Source organism: Aromatoleum toluclasticum ATCC 700605 (assembly GCF_000378245.1).
GTDB lineage: Bacteria > Pseudomonadota > Gammaproteobacteria > Burkholderiales > Rhodocyclaceae > Aromatoleum > Aromatoleum toluclasticum.
The window spans coordinates 267362-291357 of the sequence record NZ_KB899491.1; the positions used below are offsets into that span (position 1 = coordinate 267362).

At 67.5% G+C, this 23996-nt stretch carries 21 protein-coding genes; 8 read left to right on the plus strand and 13 right to left on the minus strand.

Translation table 11 applies throughout. The features are described 5' to 3' along the window. Window positions 1–3 precede the first annotated feature (3 nt). On the minus strand, window positions 4–1023 hold the full coding sequence (locus F464_RS0101275) for a CDP-6-deoxy-delta-3,4-glucoseen reductase (RefSeq protein WP_018987953.1): 1020 nt from the start codon (window positions 1021–1023) through the stop codon (window positions 4–6). Window positions 1024–1044: 21 nt separating this feature from the next. On the opposite strand from F464_RS0101275, the gene F464_RS0101280 reads away from it, so the two are divergent. The 3 genes from F464_RS0101280 to F464_RS0101290 all read left to right on the plus strand — a co-directional run bounded on the left by F464_RS0101280 (window position 1045) and on the right by F464_RS0101290 (window position 3604). After that, on the plus strand, window positions 1045–1929 hold the full coding sequence (locus tag F464_RS0101280; RefSeq protein ID WP_026295644.1) for an NAD-dependent epimerase/dehydratase family protein: 885 nt from the start codon (window positions 1045–1047) through the stop codon (window positions 1927–1929). A gap of 9 nt (window positions 1930–1938) precedes the next feature. Beyond that, the gene (locus F464_RS0101285) at window positions 1939–2358 is read left to right on the plus strand and encodes a CopD family protein (RefSeq protein WP_018987955.1); all 420 of its coding nucleotides are present in this window, start codon (window positions 1939–1941) and stop codon (window positions 2356–2358) included. Between the two features lie 85 nt (window positions 2359–2443). Beyond that, entirely contained in the window at window positions 2444–3604 is a 1161-nt protein-coding gene (locus F464_RS0101290) for a THUMP domain-containing class I SAM-dependent RNA methyltransferase (RefSeq protein ID WP_026295645.1), read from the plus strand. A gap of 1 nt (window position 3605) precedes the next feature. On the opposite strand, the gene F464_RS0101295 is transcribed toward F464_RS0101290, so the two are convergent. Together F464_RS0101295 and F464_RS0101300 are read right to left on the minus strand one after the other, a co-directional pair. Continuing rightward, window positions 3606–4739 (minus strand): PilT/PilU family type 4a pilus ATPase, encoded by a 1134-nt coding sequence (locus tag F464_RS0101295; RefSeq protein WP_018987957.1) that lies wholly within the window; start codon window positions 4737–4739, stop codon window positions 3606–3608. Window positions 4740–4864: 125 nt separating this feature from the next. Further along, on the minus strand, window positions 4865–5905 hold the full coding sequence (locus F464_RS0101300) for a type IV pilus twitching motility protein PilT (protein WP_018987958.1): 1041 nt from the start codon (window positions 5903–5905) through the stop codon (window positions 4865–4867). A 102-nt stretch (window positions 5906–6007) separates the two neighbouring features. Here F464_RS0101300 and F464_RS0101305 point away from each other — a divergent pair, with 102 nt between their 5' ends. From F464_RS0101305 to F464_RS0101320, 4 genes are read left to right on the plus strand one after another with little or no spacing between them, the layout of a single operon-like run. Continuing rightward, the gene (locus F464_RS0101305) at window positions 6008–6709 is read left to right on the plus strand and encodes a YggS family pyridoxal phosphate-dependent enzyme (RefSeq protein WP_018987959.1); all 702 of its coding nucleotides are present in this window, start codon (window positions 6008–6010) and stop codon (window positions 6707–6709) included. A gap of 23 nt (window positions 6710–6732) precedes the next feature. Beyond that, window positions 6733–7545, plus strand: coding sequence for a pyrroline-5-carboxylate reductase (gene proC, locus F464_RS0101310; protein WP_026295646.1), 813 nt, complete (start codon window positions 6733–6735; stop codon window positions 7543–7545). A 5-nt stretch (window positions 7546–7550) separates the two neighbouring features. After that, window positions 7551–8129, plus strand: a complete 579-nt coding sequence (locus tag F464_RS0101315) for a YggT family protein (protein ID WP_018987961.1) — start codon at window positions 7551–7553, stop codon at window positions 8127–8129. Next, window positions 8126–8425, plus strand: coding sequence for a DUF167 domain-containing protein (locus tag F464_RS0101320; RefSeq protein ID WP_018987962.1), 300 nt, complete (start codon window positions 8126–8128; stop codon window positions 8423–8425). The genes F464_RS0101315 and F464_RS0101320 overlap by 4 nt, the downstream gene beginning before the upstream one ends. A 23-nt stretch (window positions 8426–8448) precedes the next feature. On the opposite strand, the gene F464_RS0101325 is transcribed toward F464_RS0101320, so the two are convergent. From F464_RS0101325 to F464_RS0101345, 5 genes are read right to left on the minus strand one after another with little or no spacing between them, the layout of a single operon-like run. Beyond that, window positions 8449–9729, minus strand: coding sequence for a dihydroorotase (locus F464_RS0101325; RefSeq protein ID WP_018987963.1), 1281 nt, complete (start codon window positions 9727–9729; stop codon window positions 8449–8451). Beyond that, window positions 9726–10703, minus strand: a complete 978-nt coding sequence (locus F464_RS0101330; protein ID WP_018987964.1) for an aspartate carbamoyltransferase catalytic subunit — start codon at window positions 10701–10703, stop codon at window positions 9726–9728. Before F464_RS0101330 ends, F464_RS0101325 begins: the two co-directional genes overlap by 4 nt. Further along, window positions 10696–11196, minus strand: a complete 501-nt coding sequence (pyrR, locus tag F464_RS0101335) for a bifunctional pyr operon transcriptional regulator/uracil phosphoribosyltransferase PyrR (protein WP_018987965.1) — start codon at window positions 11194–11196, stop codon at window positions 10696–10698. Before pyrR ends, F464_RS0101330 begins: the two co-directional genes overlap by 8 nt. Continuing rightward, window positions 11183–11662: a Holliday junction resolvase RuvX gene (gene ruvX, locus F464_RS0101340; RefSeq protein ID WP_018987966.1), complete on the minus strand. Its 480-nt coding sequence runs from the start codon at window positions 11660–11662 to the stop codon at window positions 11183–11185. Before ruvX ends, pyrR begins: the two co-directional genes overlap by 14 nt. Continuing rightward, window positions 11655–12221: a YqgE/AlgH family protein gene (locus F464_RS0101345; protein ID WP_018987967.1), complete on the minus strand. Its 567-nt coding sequence runs from the start codon at window positions 12219–12221 to the stop codon at window positions 11655–11657. The genes ruvX and F464_RS0101345 overlap by 8 nt, the downstream gene beginning before the upstream one ends. Window positions 12222–12320: 99 nt before the next feature. Between F464_RS0101345 and F464_RS0101350 the strand changes: the two genes are divergently transcribed. Beyond that, window positions 12321–13763, plus strand: a complete 1443-nt coding sequence (locus tag F464_RS0101350) for a cryptochrome/photolyase family protein (protein WP_018987968.1) — start codon at window positions 12321–12323, stop codon at window positions 13761–13763. Between the two features lie 51 nt (window positions 13764–13814). Here the strand turns inward: F464_RS0101350 and F464_RS0101355 are convergent, their stop codons facing one another. The 5 genes from F464_RS0101355 to F464_RS0101375 all read right to left on the minus strand — a co-directional run bounded on the left by F464_RS0101355 (window position 13815) and on the right by F464_RS0101375 (window position 23628). Then, complete coding sequence (locus F464_RS0101355) at window positions 13815–20096, minus strand: hybrid sensor histidine kinase/response regulator (RefSeq protein ID WP_018987969.1); 6282 nt, start codon at window positions 20094–20096, stop codon at window positions 13815–13817. Window positions 20097–20125: 29 nt separating this feature from the next. Then, window positions 20126–22261 carry a methyl-accepting chemotaxis protein gene (locus F464_RS0101360; RefSeq protein ID WP_018987970.1) on the minus strand — a complete coding sequence of 712 codons (2136 nt, stop codon included), beginning with the start codon at window positions 22259–22261 and terminating at the stop codon, window positions 20126–20128. A 67-nt stretch (window positions 22262–22328) separates the two neighbouring features. Beyond that, on the minus strand, window positions 22329–22844 hold the full coding sequence (locus tag F464_RS0101365; protein ID WP_018987971.1) for a chemotaxis protein CheW: 516 nt from the start codon (window positions 22842–22844) through the stop codon (window positions 22329–22331). Window positions 22845–22850: 6 nt separating this feature from the next. Further along, complete coding sequence (locus F464_RS0101370; RefSeq protein WP_018987972.1) at window positions 22851–23216, minus strand: response regulator; 366 nt, start codon at window positions 23214–23216, stop codon at window positions 22851–22853. A gap of 16 nt (window positions 23217–23232) precedes the next feature. Continuing rightward, window positions 23233–23628, minus strand: a complete 396-nt coding sequence (locus F464_RS0101375; protein WP_018987973.1) for a response regulator — start codon at window positions 23626–23628, stop codon at window positions 23233–23235. Window positions 23629–23996: the final 368 nt, after the last annotated feature.

Consider the following 23996-nt stretch of genomic DNA (forward strand, 5'->3'; position numbering starts at 1 on the left):
GCGTCAACGAGCGTCGGTGGCGAAAGTGAAGGCGTCTGCGAAGAACGCGTCCGGCGGCAGGCTGCACTGCGCAGTGAATTCGCTGCGCGCAGCATCGATCATGGCCGGCGATCCGCAAGCATAGACTTCATGCGCCGACAGGTCGGGCAGGTCCTCGATGACGGCGCGATGCACGAGGCCGCTCCGGCCGTGCCAGTCGTCCGCCGCTCCGGCTTCGGACAATACCGGAATGTAGCGGAAGCCGGGAAAGATCTTCTCCCACGACCGCGCGAGTTCGTCCATGTAAAGGCCGGCGCGGTTGCGCGAACCCCAGTACAAGGTCATCGGTCGCGTGATGCCGGCCCGGATCGCATGTTCGACGATGCTCTTGATTGGCGCAAAGCCGGTGCCGCCGGCGAGCAGCACGACAGGCGCCTGCGAGTCCTCGTGCAGCCCGAAGCTGCCGAGTGGCCCCTCGAATCGCAGGATGTCGCGCTCTTTCATGCCGTTGAAGACGTGTTCGGTGAATCCGCCGCCGGGCACGAGGCGTACGTGCAACTCCATCGCATCCTCGCGATGCGGGGCATTCGCGATCGAGAAGCTGCGACGTCTGCCATCGGCGAGCAGGAAGTCGATGTACTGCCCGGCCCGGAAGCGGAAGGGCTCGCTCGCGGGGAGCTTCAGCTCGATCACCATCACGTCGGGTGCGGCGCGGGTCAGGCGTTGCACGCGGCACGGGAGCTTCTTGATCGGGATGTCGCCGGCGCGGCTCACGTTGCGTGCCTCGAGCACCAGGTCCGAACGCGCATGGGCACTGCAGAACAGGGTCATGCCGCCAGCGCGGTCGGCATCGCTGAGTGCGGTCGCCGAGCCGGCGAGGGTGACCTCACCCTGGATGACCTTGCCCTTGCAGGCGCCGCAGGCGCCGTCACGGCAACCGTAGGGCAGCACCAGGCCCGCCGCGAGGGCCGCTTCGAGGATGGTCTGGTCGGCATCGGCCTGGAACTGCTGGCCACCGGGTTCGAGTGAAATCTGGAACGACATCGGGCGTGAGATAATCCGTCGATGAAAAGAATATTGATCGTCGGCAGCGGCGACGTGGCCCGGCGCGCGATTCCGTGGCTCGTGCGGCGCTTCAGGGTGTTCGCTCTGGTGCGCAATGCAGAGGGGCTCGCCGGATTGCGCGCGCTCGGTGCGACGCCGGTGTTCGCCGATCTCGACGATCGGCGCAGCCTGCGGCGCCTGGCCGGGATCGCGGATGCCGTCATGCATTTCGCGCCTCCCCCCGACCGCGGCACGCACGATACGCGTACGGCAAAGCTGCTGGCGGCACTTGCGTGCGCGTCGAGTCTACCACAGCGTCTCGTCTATATAAGTACGACGGGCGTGTATGGCGATTGCGGCGGACGGCATATCGACGAGAGCCAGCCGTGCCGTCCGCAGACCGCGCGGGCGCAGCGTCGCGTCGATGCCGAGCGCCGCTTGCGGCGCTTCGGCGTGCGGACCGGGGCGCGGGTGTGCGTGCTGCGTGCACCGGGCATCTACGCGGGCGACCGCCTGCCGGTGGCGCGACTGGAGCGCGGCGAGCCGGTGCTGCGTGCCGAAGAGGATGTCTATACCAACCACATCCACGCCGAGGACCTGGCGCGCCTCGCGTGCCTCGCGCTTTTTCGCGCCGGCACCGGACGCGTCTACAATGCCGTTGATGATACGTGCATGAAGATGGGCGACTATTTCGACTTCGCTGCCGACTGCTTCGGCCTGCCGCGGCCGCAGCGCCTGTCACGTGCGGAGCTCGCGACCCGGATATCGCCGATGGCCCTGTCCTTCATGAGCGAGTCGCGGCAACTCGACAATCGCCGCATCCGGCGGGAGCTGCGTGCCCGGCTGCTGTACCCGAGCGTGCGCGAAGGCTTCGCCGCGGCGCTCAAGCGCAAACAATCAAGTTAGGAGTATTCGATGCTGGTAGTGAAAGCCCTGCACATTTCCTTCGTTGTCGCCTGGTTTGCCGGCCTGTTCTACCTGCCGCGCCTGTTCGTCAATCATGCGATGGTGGAAGATGTGGCGACGCGCGAGCGGCTGGCGCTGATGGAGCACAAGCTGTATCGCTTCATGACGCCGCTGGGGATCCTTGCCGTCGTGCTCGGCTTCTGGTTGTGGTTCGGCTACGGCGACATGATCGCGATCGGTGGCTGGCTGCACGCGAAAACGGCGCTTGTGAGTCTCCTGATTGTCTACCACCTCTACTGCGGCAGGGTCCTGCGCGATTTTGCCGCCGGGCGCAACACGCGCAGCCACAAGTGGTACCGTGTGTTCAACGAGGTTCCGGTGCTGGTGCTGTTCGCGGTCGTATTCCTCGTCGTGCTGAAGCCCTTCTGATCGGCGTCGTCCGCGCCGGAATCGTTTCCTGTACGGGGCTCGAGCCATTTCCAGTCCCGTCCGACTTCAACTTTCTTCGTCCCCCATGTCCGAATCCTTCTTTTCCCCCTGTCCGCGCGGTCTTGAGTCGATGCTCGCCGAGGAACTCACCGCGCTCGGCGCGCGGGACGTCGAGGCGACGCACGGCGGCGTCGGTTTCTCCGGCGACTGGCAGACCTGCTACCGCGCCAACCTCGAGAGCCGGATCGCCACCCGCGTGATGTGGCGCCTCGCGCAGGGGCGCTACCAGTCCGAGGAGGACATCTACCGGCTCGCCTACGGCGCCACCTGGGCGAAATGGTTCACCGTCGACGACACCATCCGGATCTACGTGACCGCGAAGCAGTCGCCCTTGAGGAGCCTCGAGTTCGTCACGCTGAAGATCAAGGACGCCGTGTGCGACCACTTCCGCACCGTGACCGGCAAGCGGCCCAGCGTAGACACGGCGGACCCGGCGGTGCGCATTCACGCCTTCCTGACGCGCGACCGCGTCACGCTCTACCTCGACACTTCGGGCGAGCCGCTGTACAAGCGCGGCTACAAGCCCGCCGCCGTCGAGGCGCCGCTGAAGGAAAATCTTGCCGCGGGCATCCTGCGCATCACCGGCTGGCGGCCGGGCGAGGCGCTGATCGATCCGATGTGCGGCAGCGGCACCTTCCTGATCGAGGCGGCGCAGATCGCGCTCGACATCGCACCCGGTCTCGGGCGCAGGTTCGCCTTCGAGCGCTTCCGGCACTTCGACCGCGCGGCGTGGGCGTCCATCCGCCAGGCCGCGGAGGCGCGGCGCAAGTCGCCGCGTCCCTTGCGTATCTACGGCTCGGACGTGGTCGGCGAGCAGGTGCGGCGCTCGCGCGTCAATCTGCAGGCCGCGGGGCTCGCGGACTGCGTAACGCTCGATCGCGCGGACTTCCTGGCGCGCGAGGCGCCGGCGGAGGAGGGCGTGATGGTGACCAATCCGCCCTACGGTGTGCGCATCGGCGAGGCGGAGGAACTGGCGGCGCTGTATCCGCAGTTCGGCGACGCGTTGAAGAAGCGCTGGAGCGGCTGGCGTTGCTACTTCCTGTCGGCGGACCTGGCGCTGCCCAAGCTGATCGGCCTGAAGGCGAGCAAGCGCACGCCGCTCTTCAACGGCGCGCTGGAGTGCCGCGTGTTCGAGTACAAGATGGTCGCGGGCACCAACCGGCGGAAGGCGGCGGAAGAGGCCTGACTCAAACGATGTCGAGGTGCTGGATGCCGGACACGAGGTCCTTTTCGCCGAGCTTGCTGTTGAGCTTGATCTGCAGGCGCAGGTCGTTCACCGAGTCGGCGTTGCGCAGCGCGTCCTCGTAGGTGATCTTCTCGTCCTCGTAGAGGTCGAAGAGCGCCTGATCGAAGGTCTGCATCCCGAGTTCGCGCGAGCGCTTCATGACTTCCTTGATGCCCGGCACCTCGCCCTTGAAGATCAGGTCCGAGATCAGCGGCGAGTTGAGCAGCACTTCGACCGCGGGCACGCGCCCCTTCTCGGACTTCTTCGGCAGCAGGCGCTGCGAGATCAGCGAGCGCAGGTTGAGCGACAGGTCCATCAGCAACTGCTGGCGCCGGTCTTCGGGGAAGAAGTTGATGATCCGGTCCAGCGCCTGGTTGGCGCTGTTGGCGTGCAGCGTGGCTAGGCACAGGTGGCCGGTTTCGGCGAACGCGATGGCGTAATCCATGGTTTCGCGGTCGCGGATTTCACCCATCAGGATCACGTCGGGAGCCTGGCGCAGGGTGTTCTTCAGCGCCGCTTCCCAGCTGTCGGTATCGATGCCGATCTCGCGCTGCGTGACGATGCAGTTCTTGTGCAGATGCACGTATTCGATCGGGTCCTCGACGGTGATGATGTGGCCGTAGGAGTGTTCGTTGCGGAAGTCGACCATCGCCGCGAGCGAAGTCGTCTTGCCGGTGCCGGTTCCGCCGACGAAGATCACGAGACCGCGTTTGGCCATTGCGACGTCGCGCAGCACCGTGGGCATGCCCAGGTCGTCGAAGGTCGGGATCTTCTGCGCGATCGTGCGCAGCACGAGGCCGACCTTGCCCTGCTGGATGAAGGCGTTGGCGCGGAAGCGGCCGATGCCGGCCGGCGAGATGGCGAAGTTGCATTCCTTGGTCGATTCGAACTCCGCGGCCTGGCGGTCGTTCATGACTGCGCGCGCGAGTTCGGCAGTGTGCTGCTGGGTGAGCGACTGGTTCGACTGCGGGATGACGCGTCCATCGACCTTGATCGCGGGCGGGAAGCCGGCGGTGATGAACAGGTCGGAGCCGTTCTTCTGCACCATCAGCCGGAGCAGATCTTGCATGAACTTGAGGGCCTGATCGCGTTCCATGTGTTGCGCTCCAGCGGAATTTCGAGGTGTTGCGAAGTGGAATTATGTGCCTCGCGTGCGCCCGCGTGAACGGCGCGGCGAGCGGGATGCGCCTGTGACTTGGTGGCCGGTCCGTGGCGCGGCGATCAGCCGAAATTGTCCTTGTTCTGCGCCTTGAGCTTGGCTTCGGCTGGCGAGACGATGTTGCGTCGCACGAGGTCGAGCAGGCACTGGTCCAGCGTCTGCATGCCGACGTTCTGGCCGGTCTGGATCGACGAGTACATCTGTGCGATCTTGTTCTCGCGGATCAGGTTGCGGATGGCGGGGGTGCCGATCATGATCTCGTGCGCGGCGACGCGTCCCTGGCCGTCCTTGGTTTTCAGCAGGGTCTGCGAGATGACTGCGCGCAGCGACTCGGACAGCATCGAGCGCACCATCTCCTTCTCTGCTGCCGGGAAGACGTCGACGATACGGTCGATGGTCTTGGCGGCCGAGGAGGTGTGCAGCGTGCCGAACACGAGGTGGCCCGTCTCGGCACCGGTCAGCGCGAGGCGGATCGTTTCGAGGTCGCGCAGTTCGCCGACGAGGATCACGTCCGGGTCCTCGCGCAACGCCGAGCGCAGCGCGTTGTTGAACGACAGCGTGTCGCGCGCGACCTCGCGCTGGTTGATCAGGCAGCGCTTCGATTCGTGCACGAATTCGATCGGGTCCTCGATCGTGAGGATATGGCCGTAGTCGTTGTCGTTGATGTGGTCGACCATCGCCGCGAGCGTCGTGGACTTCCCCGAACCCGTCGGGCCGGTGACAAGCACGATGCCGCGCGGCTGGTTGGAGATGTCCTTGAAGATCTTGGGGCAGTTGAGCTCTTCGAGGGACAGCACCTTGGACGGAATGGTCCGGAACACGGCGGCCGCGCCGCGGTTCTGGTTGAAGGCGTTGACGCGGAAGCGCGCGAGGTTGGGCACCGCGAACGAGAAGTCGCACTCCAGCACCTCTTCGTACTGTTTGCGCTGCTGGTCGTTCATGATGTCATACACCATGGAGTGCACGTCCTTGTGCTCCATCGGCGGCAGGTTGATGCGCCGCACGTCGCCATGCACGCGGATCATGGGCGGCAGGCCGGACGAGAGATGGAGGTCGGAGGCCTTGTTCTTGACCGCAAAGGCCAGCAGTTCGGTGATGTCCATGGATTCTTCGACGGAATTCGGGAAGGAGCGTGCGGAAAGGCCGGCCTGTGCGCGGTGCTATACTCGCCGGGGCCGGATTTTCGAGACCAGTGTCGCCGCTATATGACAACAATCGCCGCCAACTTGCAAGCCGTGCGAGAGCGCGTCGCCAACGCTGCGATCGCTGCGGGGCGCCGGCCCGAGGAGGTCGTCCTGCTGGCCGTCAGCAAAACCTGGCCGGCATATTGCGTGGCCGACGCCGCCGATGCCGGGCAGCGGCTGTTCGGGGAGAACTACGTCCAGGAAGGTGTCGCGAAGATCGCCGAGTTGAAGGCGCGTGCGCTCGAATGGCATTTCATCGGACCGCTCCAGAGCAACAAGACGCGCCCGGTCGCTGCGCACTTCGACTGGGCCCACTCGGTCGACCGCCTGAAGCTCGCGCAGCGCTTGTCCGAGCAGCGGGCTGCGGAGATGGCGCCGCTCAACGTGTGCATCCAGGTGAACGTGAGCGGCGAGGCGAGCAAGAGCGGGGTCGCTCCGGAAGAAGTGCCCGAACTCGCGCGGCAGGTGGCGGCTCTGCCGCGGCTGCGGCTGCGGGGACTGATGGCGATCCCGGAGCCGGAGGGGGGCGAGCCGCTGCTGCGCAGCCGCTTCGCGACCTTGCGCCGGTTGCGCGACGAACTCAACGCGGCTGGCCTCGCGCTCGATACGCTGTCGATGGGGATGTCGCACGATCTCGAACTGGCGATCGCAGAAGGGGCGACCATGGTGCGGGTGGGTACCGCGATTTTCGGAACACGCAAACTGCGTGAGGAACAGACATGACGGGAACGGACAGGGCGGAACGGATCAGGATCAGTTTCCTGGGGGGCGGCAACATGGCGTCGGCGTTGATCGGCGGCATGCTCGAGCGCGGGTTCGCCGCGGCCGACATCCAGGTCGTGGAGCTGCAGGAAGACGGGCGCAAGCATCTGGCGGAGCGCTTCGGGGTGCGTGCGGTGGGCGCGGTCGATGACGCGCTGCTGGACTGCGATGTACTGGTGCTGGCGGTGAAACCGCAGCAGATGAAGGCGGCGCTGGCGCCGCTGGCGGGCCGGCTGGCGCGTCAGGTGGTCGTGAGCATTGCGGCCGGCCTGCGGCTCGCGGACATCGGCCGCTGGCTGGGCGGCTACACGCGCCTCGTGCGCGTGATGCCGAATACGCCGGCGTTGATCGGTGCGGGGGTGTCGGGTCTGTACGCCGATCCGTCGGTGGATGCGGCCGGGCGCGCCGCGGCCGAACGCGTGCTGGCGGCGGTCGGCAGCACGGTGTGGATCGCGGACGAGGCGCAGATGGATGCGGTCACCGCGGTGTCGGGCAGCGGACCGGCCTACGTGTTCCACTTCATCGAGGCGCTGGAGGCGGCCGGCGCATCGTTCGGTTTCGATGCGGCCACCGCACGACAGCTCGCGATCGACACGGTGCTCGGCGCGGCGAAGCTCGCGGCCGCTTCCGACGAGGCGCCGGGCGTGCTGCGCGAGCGCGTAACCTCGAAGGGCGGCACGACCGAGGCGGCCTTGGCGAGCATGAGGGCGTCGGGTTTCTTCGACACCATCGTGACCGCGGTGAAGGCCGCCGAGGTGCGCGGGCGCGAGCTCGGCGAACAACTCGGCAAGGATTGAGCGCGATGCTGGGCAATGTACTGCTCATGGTTCTCGACACGGCCGTCGGCTTCATAACGCTGATGTTGCTGGCGCGCTTCTTCATGCAGTGGCAGCGCGTGTCCTTTCGCAACCAGGTGGGCGCTTTCGTCGTCGCGACCACGGACTGGGTCGTGCGTCCGCTGCGTCGGGTGATTCCTGGCGTGCTGGGGCTGGACATCGCGAGCCTGCTGCCGGCGTGGTTGTTCCAGACGCTGTTCGTGTTTATCGAACTGCAACTGCGGGGCGTGTCGCTGGGCGGTAGTCCCGGCGCCCTGATTCTCGGCCTGTGGGGGCTGGGCTTGCTGGAAGTCGCCCGCATGGCGATTTATCTGGTGTTCGGCGTCGTGCTGATGTCGGCGATCCTGTCGTGGGTGAGCCCGCATGCGCCGGCCGCTCCGGTCTTCCACAACCTCGCCGCGCCTTTCCTGCGGCCGTTCCGGCGCATCCTCCCGCCGATCGCCAACGTCGACCTGTCGCCGCTGGTGCTCCTGCTGGTGCTGCAGATCGTGCTGATGGTGCTGGGCAGCCTGCGCGGCACCTTCGCGTCGCTGCTGGTCGGGTGAGCGCGGACTGGCTGCGCGAGGCGGCTGACGGCGGCCTCGTGCTGACGCTACACGTCCAGCCGGGCGCGAAGAAGACCGAGTTCGTCGGCCTGCACGGCGAGGCGATGAAGATCCGGCTTGCCGCGCCGCCGGTGGATGGCAAGGCAAATGCGGCGCTGTGCGCGTTTCTCGCCGCCTTCTGCAATGTACCGAAATCCGCCGTGGCGCTGATTAGCGGCGAAACCTCGCGGGCGAAAAGAGTGCGAGTGGACGGCGCGACAGCAGAGGTGCTCGCACGACTGCGGGCGCTCGGCTGAGGCCGGCGCCCCGCTGGGCGTTGTCAGCTCAGCTCGTGCATGACCTGGCCCTCGACCAGCGTGTAATGCACGCGGCCGGGCAGCTCCATGCCGAGGAAGGGCGTGTTCTTACCCTGGCTGCGCAGCTGATCTCGGCTCACCGTGACGTGTGCGGCCGGGTCGAACAGGCACAGGTCGGCGCGCGCGCCTGGCGTGAGGTGGCCGGCCTTGGTGATGCCGACGATGCGCGCGGCGTCCGAGGTCACGCGCGCAAGCGCCTTCACCAGCGGTAGTCCCGACTCCTGCGCCCACTTGAGCGTGAGCGGCAGCAGGAGTTCGAGGCCGGTCGCGCCCGGCTCGGACTCGCTGAAGGGGGTGAGCTTGCCGTCGTCGTCCACCGGCGTGTGATCGGAGCACAGCGCGTTGATGCGGCCATCGGCGAGCCCCTGGCGCAGCGCGTCGCGGTCTCGCTGGCTGCGCAGCGGCGGCACGAGGTGGCAGTTGCTGTTGAAGTAGCCGATGTCCATGTCGGACAGGTGCAGGTGGTTGATCGAGACGTCGCAGGTGATGTCCATGCCTTCGACGCGGGCTTGTTCGACCAGCGCGAGGCCGGCGGCGCTCGACAGGCGCGTGACATGGAGGCGCGCGCCGGTCGTGCGGGCGAGCTGGATGTAGGTGTACAGCGCGATCGTTTCGGCCGCGACGGGAATGCCCGGCAGGCCCAGGCGGGTGGCGACTTCGCCGTCGTGCGCGACGCCGGTGCGCGCGAGGAAGGGGGCGAGCGGCTGCAGCCACACGCGGAAGTCGAATGTCGCGGCGTACTGCAGCGCGCGCATCAGCACGTTGTTGTCGACGATGGGGACGTTCGCCTGGCTGAAGGCGACGCAGCCGGCCTCGACCAGTTCGGCCATCTCCGACAGGCGTTCGCCCTTGAGGCCGATGGTCAGCGCGCCGACCGGGTAGACGTGCGCGCGGTTGAGCTTCTTCGCACGGTAGCAGAGCATCTCGACGAGACCCGGCTCGTCGAGTGCGGGGTCGGTGTCGGGCGGGATCGCGAGGCTGGTGACGCCGCCGGCCATCGCCGCGTCCATTTCGGATTCGAGCGTCGCGCGGTATTCGAAGCCGGGCTCGCGCAGGCGCGCGGCCAGATCGATGAGGCCCGGAGCGACGACGAGATTGGCTGCGTCGATCGTGCGTTCGGCGCTGAAGCCGTCGGGGGCCTGGCCGGTGGCAACGATCTTGCCGTCGGCGAGATACAGGTCGCGCCTGTCGTCGAGGCCGTTCGCCGGGTCGATGAGGCGGCCGTTGGTAATGCGGATCTTCATTGCTTGTTGCTCCCTTGCTGGCCGGCCAGCATGCTCATGACGGCCATGCGCACCGCGATGCCGAAGGTGACCTGGGGCAGGATCACGGCCTGCGTGCCGTCCGCGACGGAGGAGTCGATCTCGACGCCGCGGTTCATGGGGCCGGGGTGCATGACGATGGCGTCGGGCTTGGCCAGCGCCAGCTTCTCGGCGGTGAGGCCCCACACCTTGTAGTACTCCTGCGGGGTCGGCAGCAGCGCGCCGTTCATGCGTTCGTTCTGCAGGCGCAGCATCATGACGACGTCGACGCCCTTGAGGCCTTCGCGGATGTCGTGGAAGACGCGCACGCCCATGCGCTCGACCTCGGTCGGCAACAGAGTCTTGGGGCCGATGACGCGCACTTCGGGCACGCCCAGCGTCGTCAGCGCGCTGATCTGCGAGCGCGCGACGCGCGAGTGCAGCACGTCGCCGACGATGGCGACCGTGAGATTCGTGAAATCGCGCTTGTAGTGCCGGATCGTGTACATGTCCAGCAGGCCCTGCGTCGGGTGCGCATGGCGTCCGTCGCCGGCGTTGACGACGTGGATGTGGTCGCGCCCGGTCGCGAGCAGGTGCTGCGCGATCAGGAAGGGTGCGCCGCTGGCGGCGTGGCGCACGACGAACATGTCGGCCTGCATCGCGCACAGGTTGTCGACGGTGTCGAGCAGGCTCTCGCCCTTGGCGGTGGAGCTGGTCGACACGTTGAGGTTCACAACGTCGGCGGACAGGCGCTTTGCGGCGATCTCGAAGGTGGTGCGCGTGCGCGTCGAGTTCTCGAAGAACAGGTTGAAGATGCTCTTGCCGCGCAGTAGCGGCAGCTTCTTCACTTCGCGCTCGGCGACTTCGGTGAACGGGGCGGCGGTGTCGAGGATCGCCGTGATGATGTCGCGCGGCAGGCCGTCGATCGTCAGCAGGTGCTGCAGTTCGCCATGTTTGTTGAGTTGGGGGTTATGCATCGATCAGCCTCAGGGTGAGCATGCCGGCGGCGTTGGTCTCGAGCTGCAGGCTCTGGCTTGCGGGCAGGGGTTGGGGCAGGGTGAGGGCACAGTAGCGCGCGGCGATCGGCAGTTCGCGGCTGCCGCGGTCGACCAGTACTGCGAGATCGACTTGCGCCGGGCGGCCGAAGTCGAACAGCTCGTTGATCGCGGCGCGCGTCGTGCGGCCGGTGTAGAGGACGTCGTCCACGATGATCACGTGGGCAGCTTCGACGTCGAACGGAATCTCGGTGCGCTTGGGCTGGGGGTGCAGGCCCTTGGAGCCGAAATCGTCGCGGTAGAAGGACACGTCGATCGACCCGGGCGGCTGCTTCAGGCCCAGGGCCTGGTGCAGGCGTTCGGCCAGCCAGACGCCGCCCGTGTGGATGCCCACCAGCGCGGTGTCGGGCGTCACGTGCGGCCGCATCTGCTCGACCAGGGTCTGGAAGAGCGCTTCGGCATCAAGCTTTTGCATGTTGGAGGGTGTCCAGGAAGTGTTGCAGGATGATCTGGGCCGCGACGGCGTCGAGCACGGGCTTGCGTTCGCGCCAGCTGCGCTGTCCCGCCTCCTCCAGCGCGGCTTCGGCCGCGGCGGAGGACAGGCGTTCGTCGCTTTCCATGACGGGGAGGCCGTAGCGGCCGTGCAGCTGGTTCGCGAAGCGGCGGCAGCGCGCGGTCATCTCGTGCGGCGTGCCGTCCAGGTGGCTGGGCAGGCCGACGACGAGGGCGACGGGGCGCCATTCGGCGATGAGCTTTTCGATTGCGGCAAAGCGCGGCGCGTTGGCCTCGCCGCTGATGGTCACGAGGGCGCTGGCCTGGCCGGTTTCGAGTTCGCCGACGGCGACGCCGAGGCGTGCGAGGCCGAAATCGAAGCCGAGCAGGGTGCCGCGCGCGGGGAGGTCCGGGGCTGGCCGGGGTTCGGGCGAGGCCGCCTCAGGCATGCCCTGCCGTCTCGCTGAGGTTCGTGAAATCGATGCCGAGTTTCTGCATCGCGGCGGCAAGGCGCTCTTCGGGCGGCAGGCCGAAGATGATGGAGAGATCGGCGCGCACGGTGAGCCACGCGTTGTCGGCGATCTCCTGTTCGAGCTGGCCGGCGGTCCAGCCGGCGTAGCCCAGCGTCACGAGCACGTCGGACGGCTGGCCGGTGCTGCCGATCGCCTGCAGGATGTCGCGCGAACTCGTCAGGCCGGCCTCGTCGTTCACGTTCAGGGTCGAGTGCCATTCGCCCGCGGGCCGATGCAGCACGAAGCCGCGGTCGGTCTGCACCGGGCCGCCGAAATACACCGGCTGCTCGGCGAAACCCGCGGCATCGAGCGGCAGTTCGACACGTTCGAAGAGGGTGCCGAGCGTCATGTCGATCGGCCGGTTGACGATGATCCCCAGTGCGCCCTGATCGTTGTGCTCGGCGATGTAGGTCAGCGTACGCGAGAAATTCGGATCGGCCATGCCGGGCATGGCGATCAGAAAATGGTGCGTGAGGTTCGACGTGATTTCGCTCATGACTGCATTTTAGCCTCTCGCGCGGAGCATTGAGCAGGAACCTGCGCGGCATGGTTGCGTCACAATGCGACTTTCCGCATTCGCCGGCTTTCTTCCCCGATGCATTCCGCCCTCGTGTGGTTCCGCCGCGACCTGCGCAGTTACGATCACGCGGCCTTGTATCACGCGCTGCGCCGCTTCGAGCGCGTGCACTGCGCATTCGTCTTCGACACGGAGATCCTCGACGCGTTGCCGAGCCGCTGCGATCGGCGTGTCGAGTTCATCTGGCGCAGCCTGCAGGAACTGGACGCGGCGCTCGATGCCTTGTCGCGCAGGGCGGGCGGGAGCGGGGCGGGGATCGTCGTGCGGCACGGGCGCGCCGACGAGTTGATCCCGGCCCTGGCCGCGCAGCTGGGGGTGGCGGCCGTGCTGACCAATCGTGACTACGAGCCCGCCGCGATCGCGCGTGACCAACGGGTGGCCGGGCGGCTCGCCGCAGCGGGGATCGGTTTCGAGGACTGCAAGGACCACGTGATCTTCGAGCGCGACGAGATCCTCACCCAGGGCGGACACCCCTACAGCGTATTTACACCGTACAGGAACGCGTGGCTGAAGAAGCTCGACGGCTTTTACGTGCAGGCCTATCCCGTCGAGCGCTACGCCGCGCGGCTTGTGCCGAAGGCGGAGGGAGAGTGCGTGCCCGGCCTCGACGAGCTGGGTTTCGTGTCGACGAACATTTCCGAACTGCGCCTGCCCGTCGGCATGTCCGGAGGCAGGGCGCTGTTCGCGGACTTCGCCGGCCGCATCGGGCGTTACCGGGAGGCGCGCGATTATCCGGCCGTGAAGGGGGTGTCGTATCTCTCCGCGCACCTGCGCTTCGGCACCGTGTCGATCCGCGAGCTGGCGGCGTTCGCGTGGGCCGACGGCGGCGGTGGCGCGCAAAGCTGGCTCGGCGAGCTGGTGTGGCGCGACTTCTACCACATGATCCTGTGGCACCACCCGCGCGTCGTGTCAGCGTGCTTCCGGCCCGAGTACGACCGCATCGCGTGGGATGCGGCGCCGGACCTGTTCGCCGCGTGGTGTGACGGGCGCACTGGCTATCCGCTCGTCGACGCGGCGATGCGCCAGCTTGCCACGACGGGCTACATGCACAACCGCCTGCGGATGATCGTCGCGTCTTTTCTGACCAAGGACCTGGGCATCGACTGGCGCCGCGGCGAGCGCCACTTCGCCGATCAGCTGATCGACTACGACCTAGCGGCGAACAACGGCGGATGGCAGTGGGCGGCGTCTACGGGCTGCGACGCGCAGCCGTATTTCCGCATCTTCAATCCGGTGACACAGTCGGTGCGTTTCGATCCCGGGGGGCGCTTCATCCGCCGCTACGTGCCCGAGCTGGCACGTGTGCCGGACAAGTACATCCATGCGCCGTGGACGATGGGTGCGGCGGAGCAGGCGTCCGCGGGCGTGCGCGTCGGCCGGGATTATCCGGCGCCGGTCGTCGATCACGCCGCAGCGCGCGAGCGCACGCTGGCGCGCTTTGCCGTGGCTAGGGACGCGTAGGGCGGGATTCCATCCTGCCCTACCGCGCGGGTGGCGCGCCTTTTTCCCCGCTCAGGCCTCCACGGGCGCCTTCGCGGTGTAGTGCTGCAGCAGGGCGAGCAGCTCGCCTTCCTCGTAGGGCTTGCCGAGATACTCGTTGGCGCCGATCTTCTCGGCGAGCTGACGGTGCTTGTCCGCCAGGCGCGAGGTGATCATGATCACCGGCACGTCGCGCGTGCGCGCATCGGAGCGGATGTTGCGCAGCAGGTCGAAGCCGTCCATGCGCGGCATCTCGATGTCCGACAGGATCAGGTCGGGCACCGACTCGATCAGGCGCTCCAGCGCGTCGACGCCGTCCTTGGCCGTGATCACGCGGTAGCCTTCGCGTTCCAGCAGGCGGCCGGTGATCTTGCGCACCGTCAGCGAGTCGTCGACGACCATCACGGTCGGCTGGACCGCCGCTGCCTCGGCCGGTTGCGTCGTCCCCGGTGTCGCCCCTGCGAGCGATTCGGCGGTCTCCGCGAGGCCGCGGCTGGCGAGTGCGACGGGGTTGAGGATCAGCACGATCTCTCCGTCGCCCAATACCGTTGCGCCGGAGATGCCGACGACGCGCGCGAGTTGCGGGCCGGCGTTCTTGACGACGATTTCCTGGTTGCCGCGCAGGGCATCGACGTGCAGCGCGAGCGTCTGGGCGCCGGCACGCAGCAGCAGCACCCAGTTGAAGCGCTGCTCCTCGGGCTGGCTCGTCGGGTCGCCGAGCAGGCGTGGCAGGTAGCGATAGTTGAAGTGGATGTCCTGCCAGTCCGTGCCGCCGGCGGCGCGCAGCTCCTGCAGCCCGCCTACCTTCAGCTCCAGCACCTGGGCGACCATGCTCGACGGAATCGCGAACGTGCGCCCGCCCGCGCTGACCAGCAGGGCCTGCGTCACGGCCAGCGTGAGCGGCAGGTAAATGCGGAATTCCGTACCGGCGCCGTGCGTCGAGCGGATGTCGATGCGCCCGCCGACCGCTGCGGTCTCGGACTTCACGACGTCCATGCCGACCCCGCGGCCGGACACGGTCGATACGTTGCTGGCGGTCGAGAAGCCGGGCAGGAAGATAAGGTTCGTCAGGCGGCGCTCGTCGGCGATTTCGGCCGGCCCGAGCAGGCCGTGTGCACGGGCCCGTTCGGCGATCCGCTCGTAATCGAGTCCCGACCCGTCGTCGGAGAGGCTGATCGCGATTTCGTTGCCTTCCTGGCTGACGCTCAGCGTAATCTGGCCGATTTCGTTCTTGCCCCCCGCGCGGCGCACATCGGGGTTCTCGATGCCGTGTGCGATGGCGTTGCGCAGCAGGTGTTCGAGCGGAGCGGTGATGTGTTCGAGCACGCTGCGGTCGATTTCGATGCGCCCGCCGCGCAGGTCGAGGTTCGCGCGCTTGCCGAGGTCCTTGGCCGTCTGGCGCGTCACGCGGTAGAGGCGGTCGGCGAGGCTGTCGAAGGGCACCATGCGCACCTGCATCAGCGCCTGCTGCAGGTCGCGCGACAGGCGGGCCTGGCTGCTCAGTGCGAGTTCGGCGCCGTCGAGGTTGCGCAGCAGGCTCTGCTGCACGGTCGTGACGTCGCCGACGCTCTCCGCCATCATCCGCGTGAGTTCCTGCAGGCGGGTGTAGCGGTCCATCTCCAGCGGGTCGAATTCCCCCTCGTGGGTGCCGGTGTGGGCGATGCGCGACTGCATCTGCACGTCGGCCTGGATCTCGACCTCGCGCAGCTGGTTGCGCAGGCGGATGACGTTTTCGGTCAGGTCCAGCAGGGAGCGGCGCAGCGTGCGCAGCTCGCCGGCAATGCGCGTGCGTGCGATGCCGATCTCGCCGGCTTCGTTGACGAAGCGGTCGACGGTGTCGGCGCGCACCCGCAGCGTGGCCGTCGCGCTGCCTTCGCCCTCTGTCGGCACCGTTTCGGGTGCCGCGAGGGAGACCGCGACTTCGGCTGCTCCACTGGTGGTTGCAGCAACAGGGGCCGGAGCGCCGGTGAGTGCGCTCATCATCCGCTCGGTGTGGTCCAGCCCGCCGAGCAGCTCGTCCATCAGTTCGACGGCATCGCGCCCGGCCTCACGGCCCGCCTCAAGTTGCGATTCGAGCTGGTGCACATGTTCGCCGAGGCTCATTGCTCCGGCCATGCGCGCACTGCCCTTCAGCGTGTGCAGCAGGCGGGCCGTTGCCTTCGCGTGATCGGACGAGGCGTCGCCGCTGCTCCAGCGCCGCAGCGTCGCGTGCAGGTCGGCGAGCAGCTCCGCACCCTCGTCGAGGAAGACCGGCAGGAGCTGCTCGTCGAGGTCGTCGGCGACCGTCGCCGCGTGGGTCGCGCCCTCCGCGGCTTCCGCTGCGGCGGACGGCCGTTCGGGCGCCGCCTCCTCGATGCCGACTTCGGCCTCGAAGTCGGCATCGAGCGCGATCGTGCGGCCGATGCCGTCGAGTTGCTCGGTCAGTTCGGGGACCTCGAGCGGCATCTGGCGCAGCGCGATCTGGGCGACCATCGCCTCGAGCGTGTCGTTGGAGCTCTTCATGACCGCCGACTGTTCCTCGGTCGGCGGGTGGGCGCTCTCGCGCAGGCGCTCGATCGCGTGTTCGAGCGCGCGGGCGAGCGCCTGCACGCTCATCAGGCGCGTGGTGCCGGAGATGCCGGCGAGCGTGTGCGCGGCGCGCAATGCGGCCTCGGCCGGGATCAGGGTCGGATTGGCCGCGAGGCGGCGGAGTTCGTCCCGCAGGGTGCCCAGGTGGTGCCGTGCCTCGCCGAGATACAGGTCGTAGAGGGGGCGGCTGATCTCGTTGTCGCCGACGTACACGACGTCGCGTTCGATCGGCGCCTCGGTTTCCTCGAGGTCGACGGTTGCTTCTTCAATGTCTTCGGCGACGACGGCGGGCGCTTGCGGTTCCTCCGGCGCTTCGGCTGCAACGCCACCTTCCGCGACGAGGGGCATTTCGAGGGCGTCGGCTTTCTCGAGGTCGACAGACCCGGCGACGGCGGGCGTTTCCGCCGGGAGGGTTTCCTCCAGTTCGACGGCTTCCTCGAGATCGATCGTGTCCTCGAGATCCACTACCTCCTCGAATTCGGCCAGTTCTTCGAGCTCCGCCAGTTCCTCGACTCTTTCCGTTTCCGCGGCTTCTGTCGTCTCGGGCAGCTCGAGGGGCGCCTCTACCCCGGCCGTCTGCTCGAGCGCGACGGTTTCGTCGAATGAGGGAAGCTCCTCGACCACGGAGGGGAGTTCGAATTCGGGCGGGGTCTCGAGTGTGATCTGCTCTTCGGCCGCTGCGGCCAGTTCGACCGTAGGCGGAAGTTCGATGTCCTCCGAGGCGGCCGTGGTTGCGGCCTCTCCGCCCGTTCCGGCGGCGGGCGGGGCGGGCAGTTCCTCGCCAAGCTCGAGCGGAAATTCGAATTCGCCGCCGATTCCGGCCGACGGCGCCTCTTCGAGTTCCTCCAGGACGAACGTTTCCTCGGCGACCGGAGCGGGAACAGGCTCGTGTTCGGCCGATTGCTCCGCGCCGGGTTCGAGGGACAGTTCCTCGATCGACCGGGTTTCTTCCGTCAGGGGGATCTCGCCGGCCGTCTCGAGCGCTGCGAGCGGGCTCGTCTCCGGCACGTATTCAATCGCGATAGCGGACTCGGTGCCTTCACCGGCTTCCAGCGCCTCGAGCGCGATCTCTTCGCCCAGGTCTTCGAGTTCCAGCGCTTCGAGCGATTCCTCGACGGCGATCTCCTCTTCGGCCGCGGGCGCTGCGACGGGCAGGATCTCGCCGCTCTCGGCCTGTTCGAGCGTCGCGAAGCCGAGAGCGGCTTCCTCTGCTGCGACGGGCTCGGCTGCGGACGTCGGGATCGCCTGGGGCGCCGGTTCGCTGATCGGCGTGTCGCTGCCGCGCAGGCGTTCGGCCTCGGCCATCAGGGCGGCGACATCGCGTGCCTGGTTGCCTCCGGCCTCCAGGTCCGAAACCCACTCGGAGAAGACCTGGCCTGCGTCCCCGAGGAGGTGGTGGAGGGCCGGAGTGGGGGGCCATTCCAGCTGCAGCCAGCGGTTGAGCGTTTGTTCCACGCCCCATGCGGCTTCGCCGAGATCGCGCAGGCCGACCATGCGGCCGCTCCCCTTGAGGGTGTGAAAGCCGCGCCGGATCGACGTGAGGTGCTCGACGTTGCCCGGTGCCGTGCGCAGGAGATCGAGCTGTTCGGCGACGTTGGCGAGGACTTCGTGGGCTTCCTCGATGAAGATTTCGAGCAGTTCCGCGTCGATTTCCGCAGCGCTCGGCGCCGGTGCGACCGGTGCGGAGGCAGGGGCTGCCTGCGGGGCCGCTGGAGCGGGCGCCGGTGTTTCGGGCGGTAACTCGATCGGCGCGAAGTCGATGCGGATCTCGGGTGCGGCGGGTTCGGCGGGTTCGAGCGGCGGCTGGAAGTTGAGATCGGTTTCGACTTCCTCGATGGGCACGGAGGGCTCGGTCGTGGCCTCCTCTGCCGGCAGAATTTCACTTGCCGCAGTCGCGGGCACATCGGGCGCCGCTGCGGACTCTTCGACGGCCGGTTCCAGTGCTGCGAAGGGCTGCGCGATCGGCGCCACGGCGGGGGCTGCAGCCGGGCCGGCCTTCGCCGCTGGCGGAATCTCTTCGGCGAAGCGCGGCAGGTCGATCCTGAGGGCGGGTGCCTCGGCGGAGGTCCGTTCGCGTCGGGTGGCCGGATCGAGGAAGGGCTGGAGACTTGCCGGGCCGTGTTGCAGGGCCTGGACGTAGAATCCCAGGGCCGAAAGCCGTTGCGCGAGTCCCTCGAATTGACCGGATTCGGGCGTGGCGTCGGTTTCCGCGAGTCGGGCGACCGTCGTTGCGGCGTCGTGCACGAGCGCGATCGCATCGGGGTCGCCGATCAGGGTGAGCGCTCCTTCGACCTGCTTGAGCGGGGTCGCGAGGTTCGTGAGCGGCGCGCGCTTTTGCTGATTGCGGAAGAAGTCGTCGAGGATCTGTTCGACCTGCGCCAGACTGGAAAGGATTTCCCGTGCCAGCTGACCGACGGCCTCGCGTTCGTGCAGGCGGCGCGCGGTCTCGACCGTCGGCGAATGCTCGGCGGGCTCGACGGCCTCGCCGCGGGTGACCGCGCCCAGGCGGCTGACGGTGTCGGCAACCTGGGTGGAGAAGCCGGTGTCCGGCACGACGCGGTCGAGCGCCCCTTCGACGAGCAGCAGTGCCGTGGCGACCTCGATGGCGACCTTGTCGGTATTCTGCAGCGGATCCTTGCGCAGCCAGCGGACGAACTCGATCAGGGCTTCGAGCAGGCGGTCGAGCGCGGGTCGGCCGAGTTGTGGCGCTTGGGCGGCAAGGTCGGCGAGACTGCTGGCGAAGCGCGGCAAGGCGGCTGCATGACCTTCCGAGAACTCGTCCCAGGCGTGCTTGGTGGCGGCCATCAAGGTCTGCAGCGACCTGAGCAGCGGCGCGAGTGGCGTGACGCTGACAGTCGAGCCCGCCTCGGGGATCAGGGCGTGCGGGTGCCAGGTGTCGCGCACGGCCTGTTGCTGGGCGGTGCGCGCCGGAGCCTGCGCGGTCCAGTACAGCAGTTCGCGGATGAAGCGTTCCGGTACTGCGGCCGGCACTTCGGCCAGCCGCTTGAGCTGTGCGTCGAGCTGCGAACACAGGCGCTTGACTTCAGGCTGGGCCCGAAGGTCGCCGTTTACGAGGGCTTCGAGGAAGGCCTGCGCGGCGTACCACAGGTTGGTGACGGGGGTGCCGGTATGCAGTACCTCCATGCCCTTGACTGCGTCGAGCATGGCCGCGGGGCCCGCGGGGTCGTTCGCGGTGCGCAGCCACTGGAGCAGGCCGCGCTGGAACAGTGCGCGCTGCGCCCGAAGTTGCCCCAGACGGGCGTCGTCGGACAGCGTGATGCTCGCGAGCTGCCGGCGTGGCGGACGTTGCGTGAGGTCGGGGAAGAACAGCTCCGCCGGCGAAACCGGGTCCGTGTTGCGGATGGCGCCGATTTCCCGGTACAGCGGCAGCAGGCGCAGCGGCTGGTCGGGCGTGCCATGCACGAGCTCTTCGAGATAGTTGCCCATCGTCGCGAGCGCGCGCCGTGCGAGGGTGATGGCGGCGGCGTCGATAGGGCGCTCGCCCCGGGCAAACAGCCCGAGCGACTGGTCGAGCGAGGAGGCGAACTGGGTGAGGCCGTCCAGCCCGACGATCGAGAGCGCGCCGCGCACCTGGTGCAGGTGGGTCAGCGCGAACTGCACGCGTACGGGCGCATCGGACGCTGACAGCGCCTGTTCGAGCGATTCGTCGGCCCGCGTGAGCGCCAGGTCGATTTCGTTCTTGACCCAGGTGAGTGGGCCCAGATCCAGTTCAGAGGGGTGCGTCATGGCCGGTTCCCGAGCGAGGGGCGAGTGCGTCAGACCTTGAAGCCCGATACCGAGCCCTTGAGTTCGACCGCGAGGTCGGCGAGCTGGCCGACCGAGACCGCGGTTTGGCGCGTGCCGTTCGCGGTCTGTTCGGTGATCGCGAGAATTTCCTTCATGGTTGCGGCGACGCGGGTCGCGGTGGCGGCCTGGTGCTGCGTGTCGCTGGAAATCTGTTCGATGAGGCGCGCGGCCTCGGTCGAGACCTCGCCGATCTCGGCCAGCGCCTGGCCCGCGGCGTCGGACAGCTGGGCACCCTCGACCACGTCGCGGGTCGCGTTTTCCATCGAGCCGACAGCGTCCTTGGTGTCGGTCTGAATCGTCTTCACGATCGCCGCGATCTGCTTGGTCGCCTCGGCGGAGCGTTCCGCGAGGCGCTGCACTTCTTCCGCAACGACGGTGAAGCCGCGGCCCGCTTCGCCTGCCGAGGCCGCCTGGATTGCGGCGTTCAGCGCGAGGACGTTGGTCTGTTCGGTAATGTCGGAAATCAGTTCGACGATCTCGCCGATCTCCTGCGAGGATTCGCCGAGGCGCTTGATCCGCTTCGACGTTTCCTGGATCTGCTCGCGGATGCCGTTCATGCCCTTGATGGTGTTCTCCACCGCGCCCGCGCCCTTGCGCGCGGATTCCAGCGAGCGGCGTGCGACCTGGGCGGAGCGCAGGGCGCGTTCGGACGATTCCGTCATGGTCTTGGCCATCTGTTCGACGGTGCTGCCGACCTCCTCGATCTCGCGCGACTGCCGTTCGGTTGCGCCAATCAGTTCGGTGGAGGTCTTCTGCGCGGATTCGGTCGCTTGGGTCACGCGCGTCGCGGCGTCGTTGATTCGCCGCACGAGCACCGAGAGTTCCTCGATGGTGTAGTTGACCGAGTCGGCGATCGCGCCGGTGATGTCTTCCGAAACCGTGGTGCGCACGGTCAGGTCGCCGTCGGCGAGGTCGCCCATTTCGTTCATCAGGCGCAGGATCGCCTGCTGCGCGAGGTTGCGCTCGTTTTCGGCGCTGCGCTGATGTTGCTCCGCTTCGTGCTGGCGCGCGGCGAGTTCGCGGTTGTTCACCTGTGCCATGCGGCTCAGCGCGATGAGGCCGATGACCGCGGCAAGCGCGATGCCGAGCGTGGCGGGGGAGAAACCGCCGGTGGTGCCGGACAGGGCGGCGGAGAGCTCGCGCGCGCTGGTCGACAGGGGTTCGGACACGCCGAAGATGTCGCTGCCGGCCTTCTTCGCCTGCACGAGGGTCTGGATGTGCTGCAGGATGTCGTCGACGGCATCCAGGGTCTCGGTCGCGCCGGTCGCGAATTCATTCACGCGACGCCGTCCCTCGGTGTCGGTGATCGTCGTGCGCAGCTCGTTGATAACCTCGGTGAGCGACTTCGCATCCTTGCCGAGCGCAAAGGCGGTTTCCGGATCGATCGCGTTGGCGACCAGCAGCGCATTCGCGTTCTTCGCGATGCGCTGGGTCAGCACGACGCTGGTGGTGGCGGCCGAAACATCGCGTGCGTTGCTTCCGAGCCGGGTGTGTACGATCTGCCGTGCCTGTTCGTACAGGGACTCGTTCTGCTGGTTGATCGTGGCCACCGACTGGTTGAGCACGAGGAGATTTTTTTCCTGGGCGATCAACTGGTTGGCGAGTTCGGCGGTGGGGCGCCATTTCGCCGCGAGGCCTTCCACCTGTGGCTGGACGCCTGCGGGCGCGGCCGGGAGGTCGCGACCTTCGATGTTGCCGCCGTTGGCGAGCGCTTCCAGCAGACTGGTGAAGCGGTTCGTGCTCGTGCGCAGCTCGGCGAAGGCCTGTGCGTTGCCCTGTAGGGCGAGCTGGGCAGACTTGGCGATGCGCTGCGACGTGGTTTCCATTTCGCCCGCCGCTGCGATGTAGGCCGTGGCGTTGCCCGACTGGCGGTACTGGTAGTAGAGCAGACCCAGACCTGCGAAGGATGCCGCCGCGAAGATCGTGGCGAGCATGCCGAACCGGTTGGCGGAGCCGTTGGACCGCTTCGCTGCGCCCTTGGACGCAGCGGGTTCGGGACTGCGCCGAGGCGGGGCCGCCTCCATGATCGTGGTGGCGATTGGCGCGCCTTCCGCGTCAGCCTTCTTCTTTTTCTTGAAGTTCAGCGTCGGAAGCTTGAGGGCCATGGTGTGTGCTCCGCGAGATCGGATGATGGGTTGCCGTGAAAGTTGCCGTAAGGAGGGGCGTGCGTGCTCACTCGAGTCCGGCCTGGAGGAAGCCGCGGTGCGCAAGCAGCGTCGGCACGTCGAGCCGCAACCACTGCTGCTCGCGGGCGTCGAACAGGCGCTCGGCGACCCATGGTCGCTCGTCTGCGCCGCCGCCGGGATCGGTACGGAAGTCGTCCGGGTTGCGCAGCCCGAGGGCGTTCGAAATCAGCAGTGCGCAGTTCGTGCCGTGCCGAGCGCCGACCAGCAGCAGGCGCGCCGGTCCGCCAGGAACGGTGATCGGACCGTTGTGGAAGGCGGAGAGGTCGACGACGCTGAACAAGGTGCCGCGCACGTTCGCGAGGCCGCGAAACCACTCGTGTGTGAGCGGTACGGATGCCAGCGGCGGAGCGGGCAGGATCTCGCCGCTGTCGGTGAGGTTGATCAGCCAGTTTTCGCGCCCCGCCCGCACACCCAGCAGTGCGCGGCGGTTGCCGCTTTGTGCTTCGGCAAAGCGCCGCACCAGGTCTTCCTGGAATTCGCGCAGGCTGAGTCGCTTGGTCATCGGGCGTCAGCCCAGCGCCTGGATGCGCGCGATGAGGTCGACCGGATCGACGGGCTTGACGAGGTAGTCGTGCGCGCCCTGGCGCATGCCCCATATGCGGTCGGTCTCGAGCCCCTTGCTGGTGCACATGATGATCGGGATGCCGCTCGTCGCCTCGTCGCGCGAGATAGTGCGCGTGGCCTGGTAGCCGTTCATGCCGGGCATGACGACGTCCATCAGGATGAGATCGGGTTTTTCGCTCTTGCTGCGCGCAATGGCGTCCTCGCCGCTTTCTGCGGTGACGACTTGGTAGCCCTTGGCGGTCAGCAGTTCGGTCAGGGCGAGGCGCTCGGTCGGAGAATCGTCGACCACGAGTATTTTCTTGATCGGCATTGCGTTGAGGCTCCAGTCAATGATTCGTGCCGGCCTTGCGGGCGGCATGGGTCGCGACCGCCTTGAGCAGGCTGTCCTTGGTGAAGGGCTTTGTGAGGTATTCGTCGGAACCGACCATGCGGCCGCGTGCGCGGTCGAACAGGCCGTCCTTGGACGACAGCATGATCACCGGCGTCGCGGCGAGCTGCGCGTTTTTCTTGATCAGCGCGCAGGTCTGGTAGCCGTCGAGGCGCGGCATCATGATGTCGACGAAGATCACATCGGGATGATGGTCGGCGATCTTCGCGAGTGCGTCGAATCCGTCTTCGGCCAGCAGCACCTGGCAGCCGGAGTTCGTGAGAAAAATCTCGGCGCTGCGGCGGATGGTGTTGCTGTCGTCGATCACCATCACCTTGAGTCCGGTCAGATCCATGGCATCAATCCTTGCTGGCGGGGCCGGCGTGGCCGCAGCGCGCGCGGTGCTGCATCGCGCACCCGCTGCGACAGGCCGTCCGGTCTGGTGCGGCGGCATATCCGCATGTCGTTCTGAGCATGCTGCGAAGGCGCGGCTTCGAACCGGCTGCATGCGAGGTGCATACTTGCTTTCCCTTTCGTGGCCGGGGCCGCGACCTTGCCGCAGGCGCAACGGCGCCCGCCGGGGTGGCCGATGAGCGCGCGCGCCGGATGCTTCCGGTATGGGGGCGCGTATTGGCCATCTATAAGCATGCTCCGGGCGAATTGGCTGTAAAATCCGCCGCATCTTACCGCATTTTTCCTGCCGTGCCAGAACAGGCGTCTGGC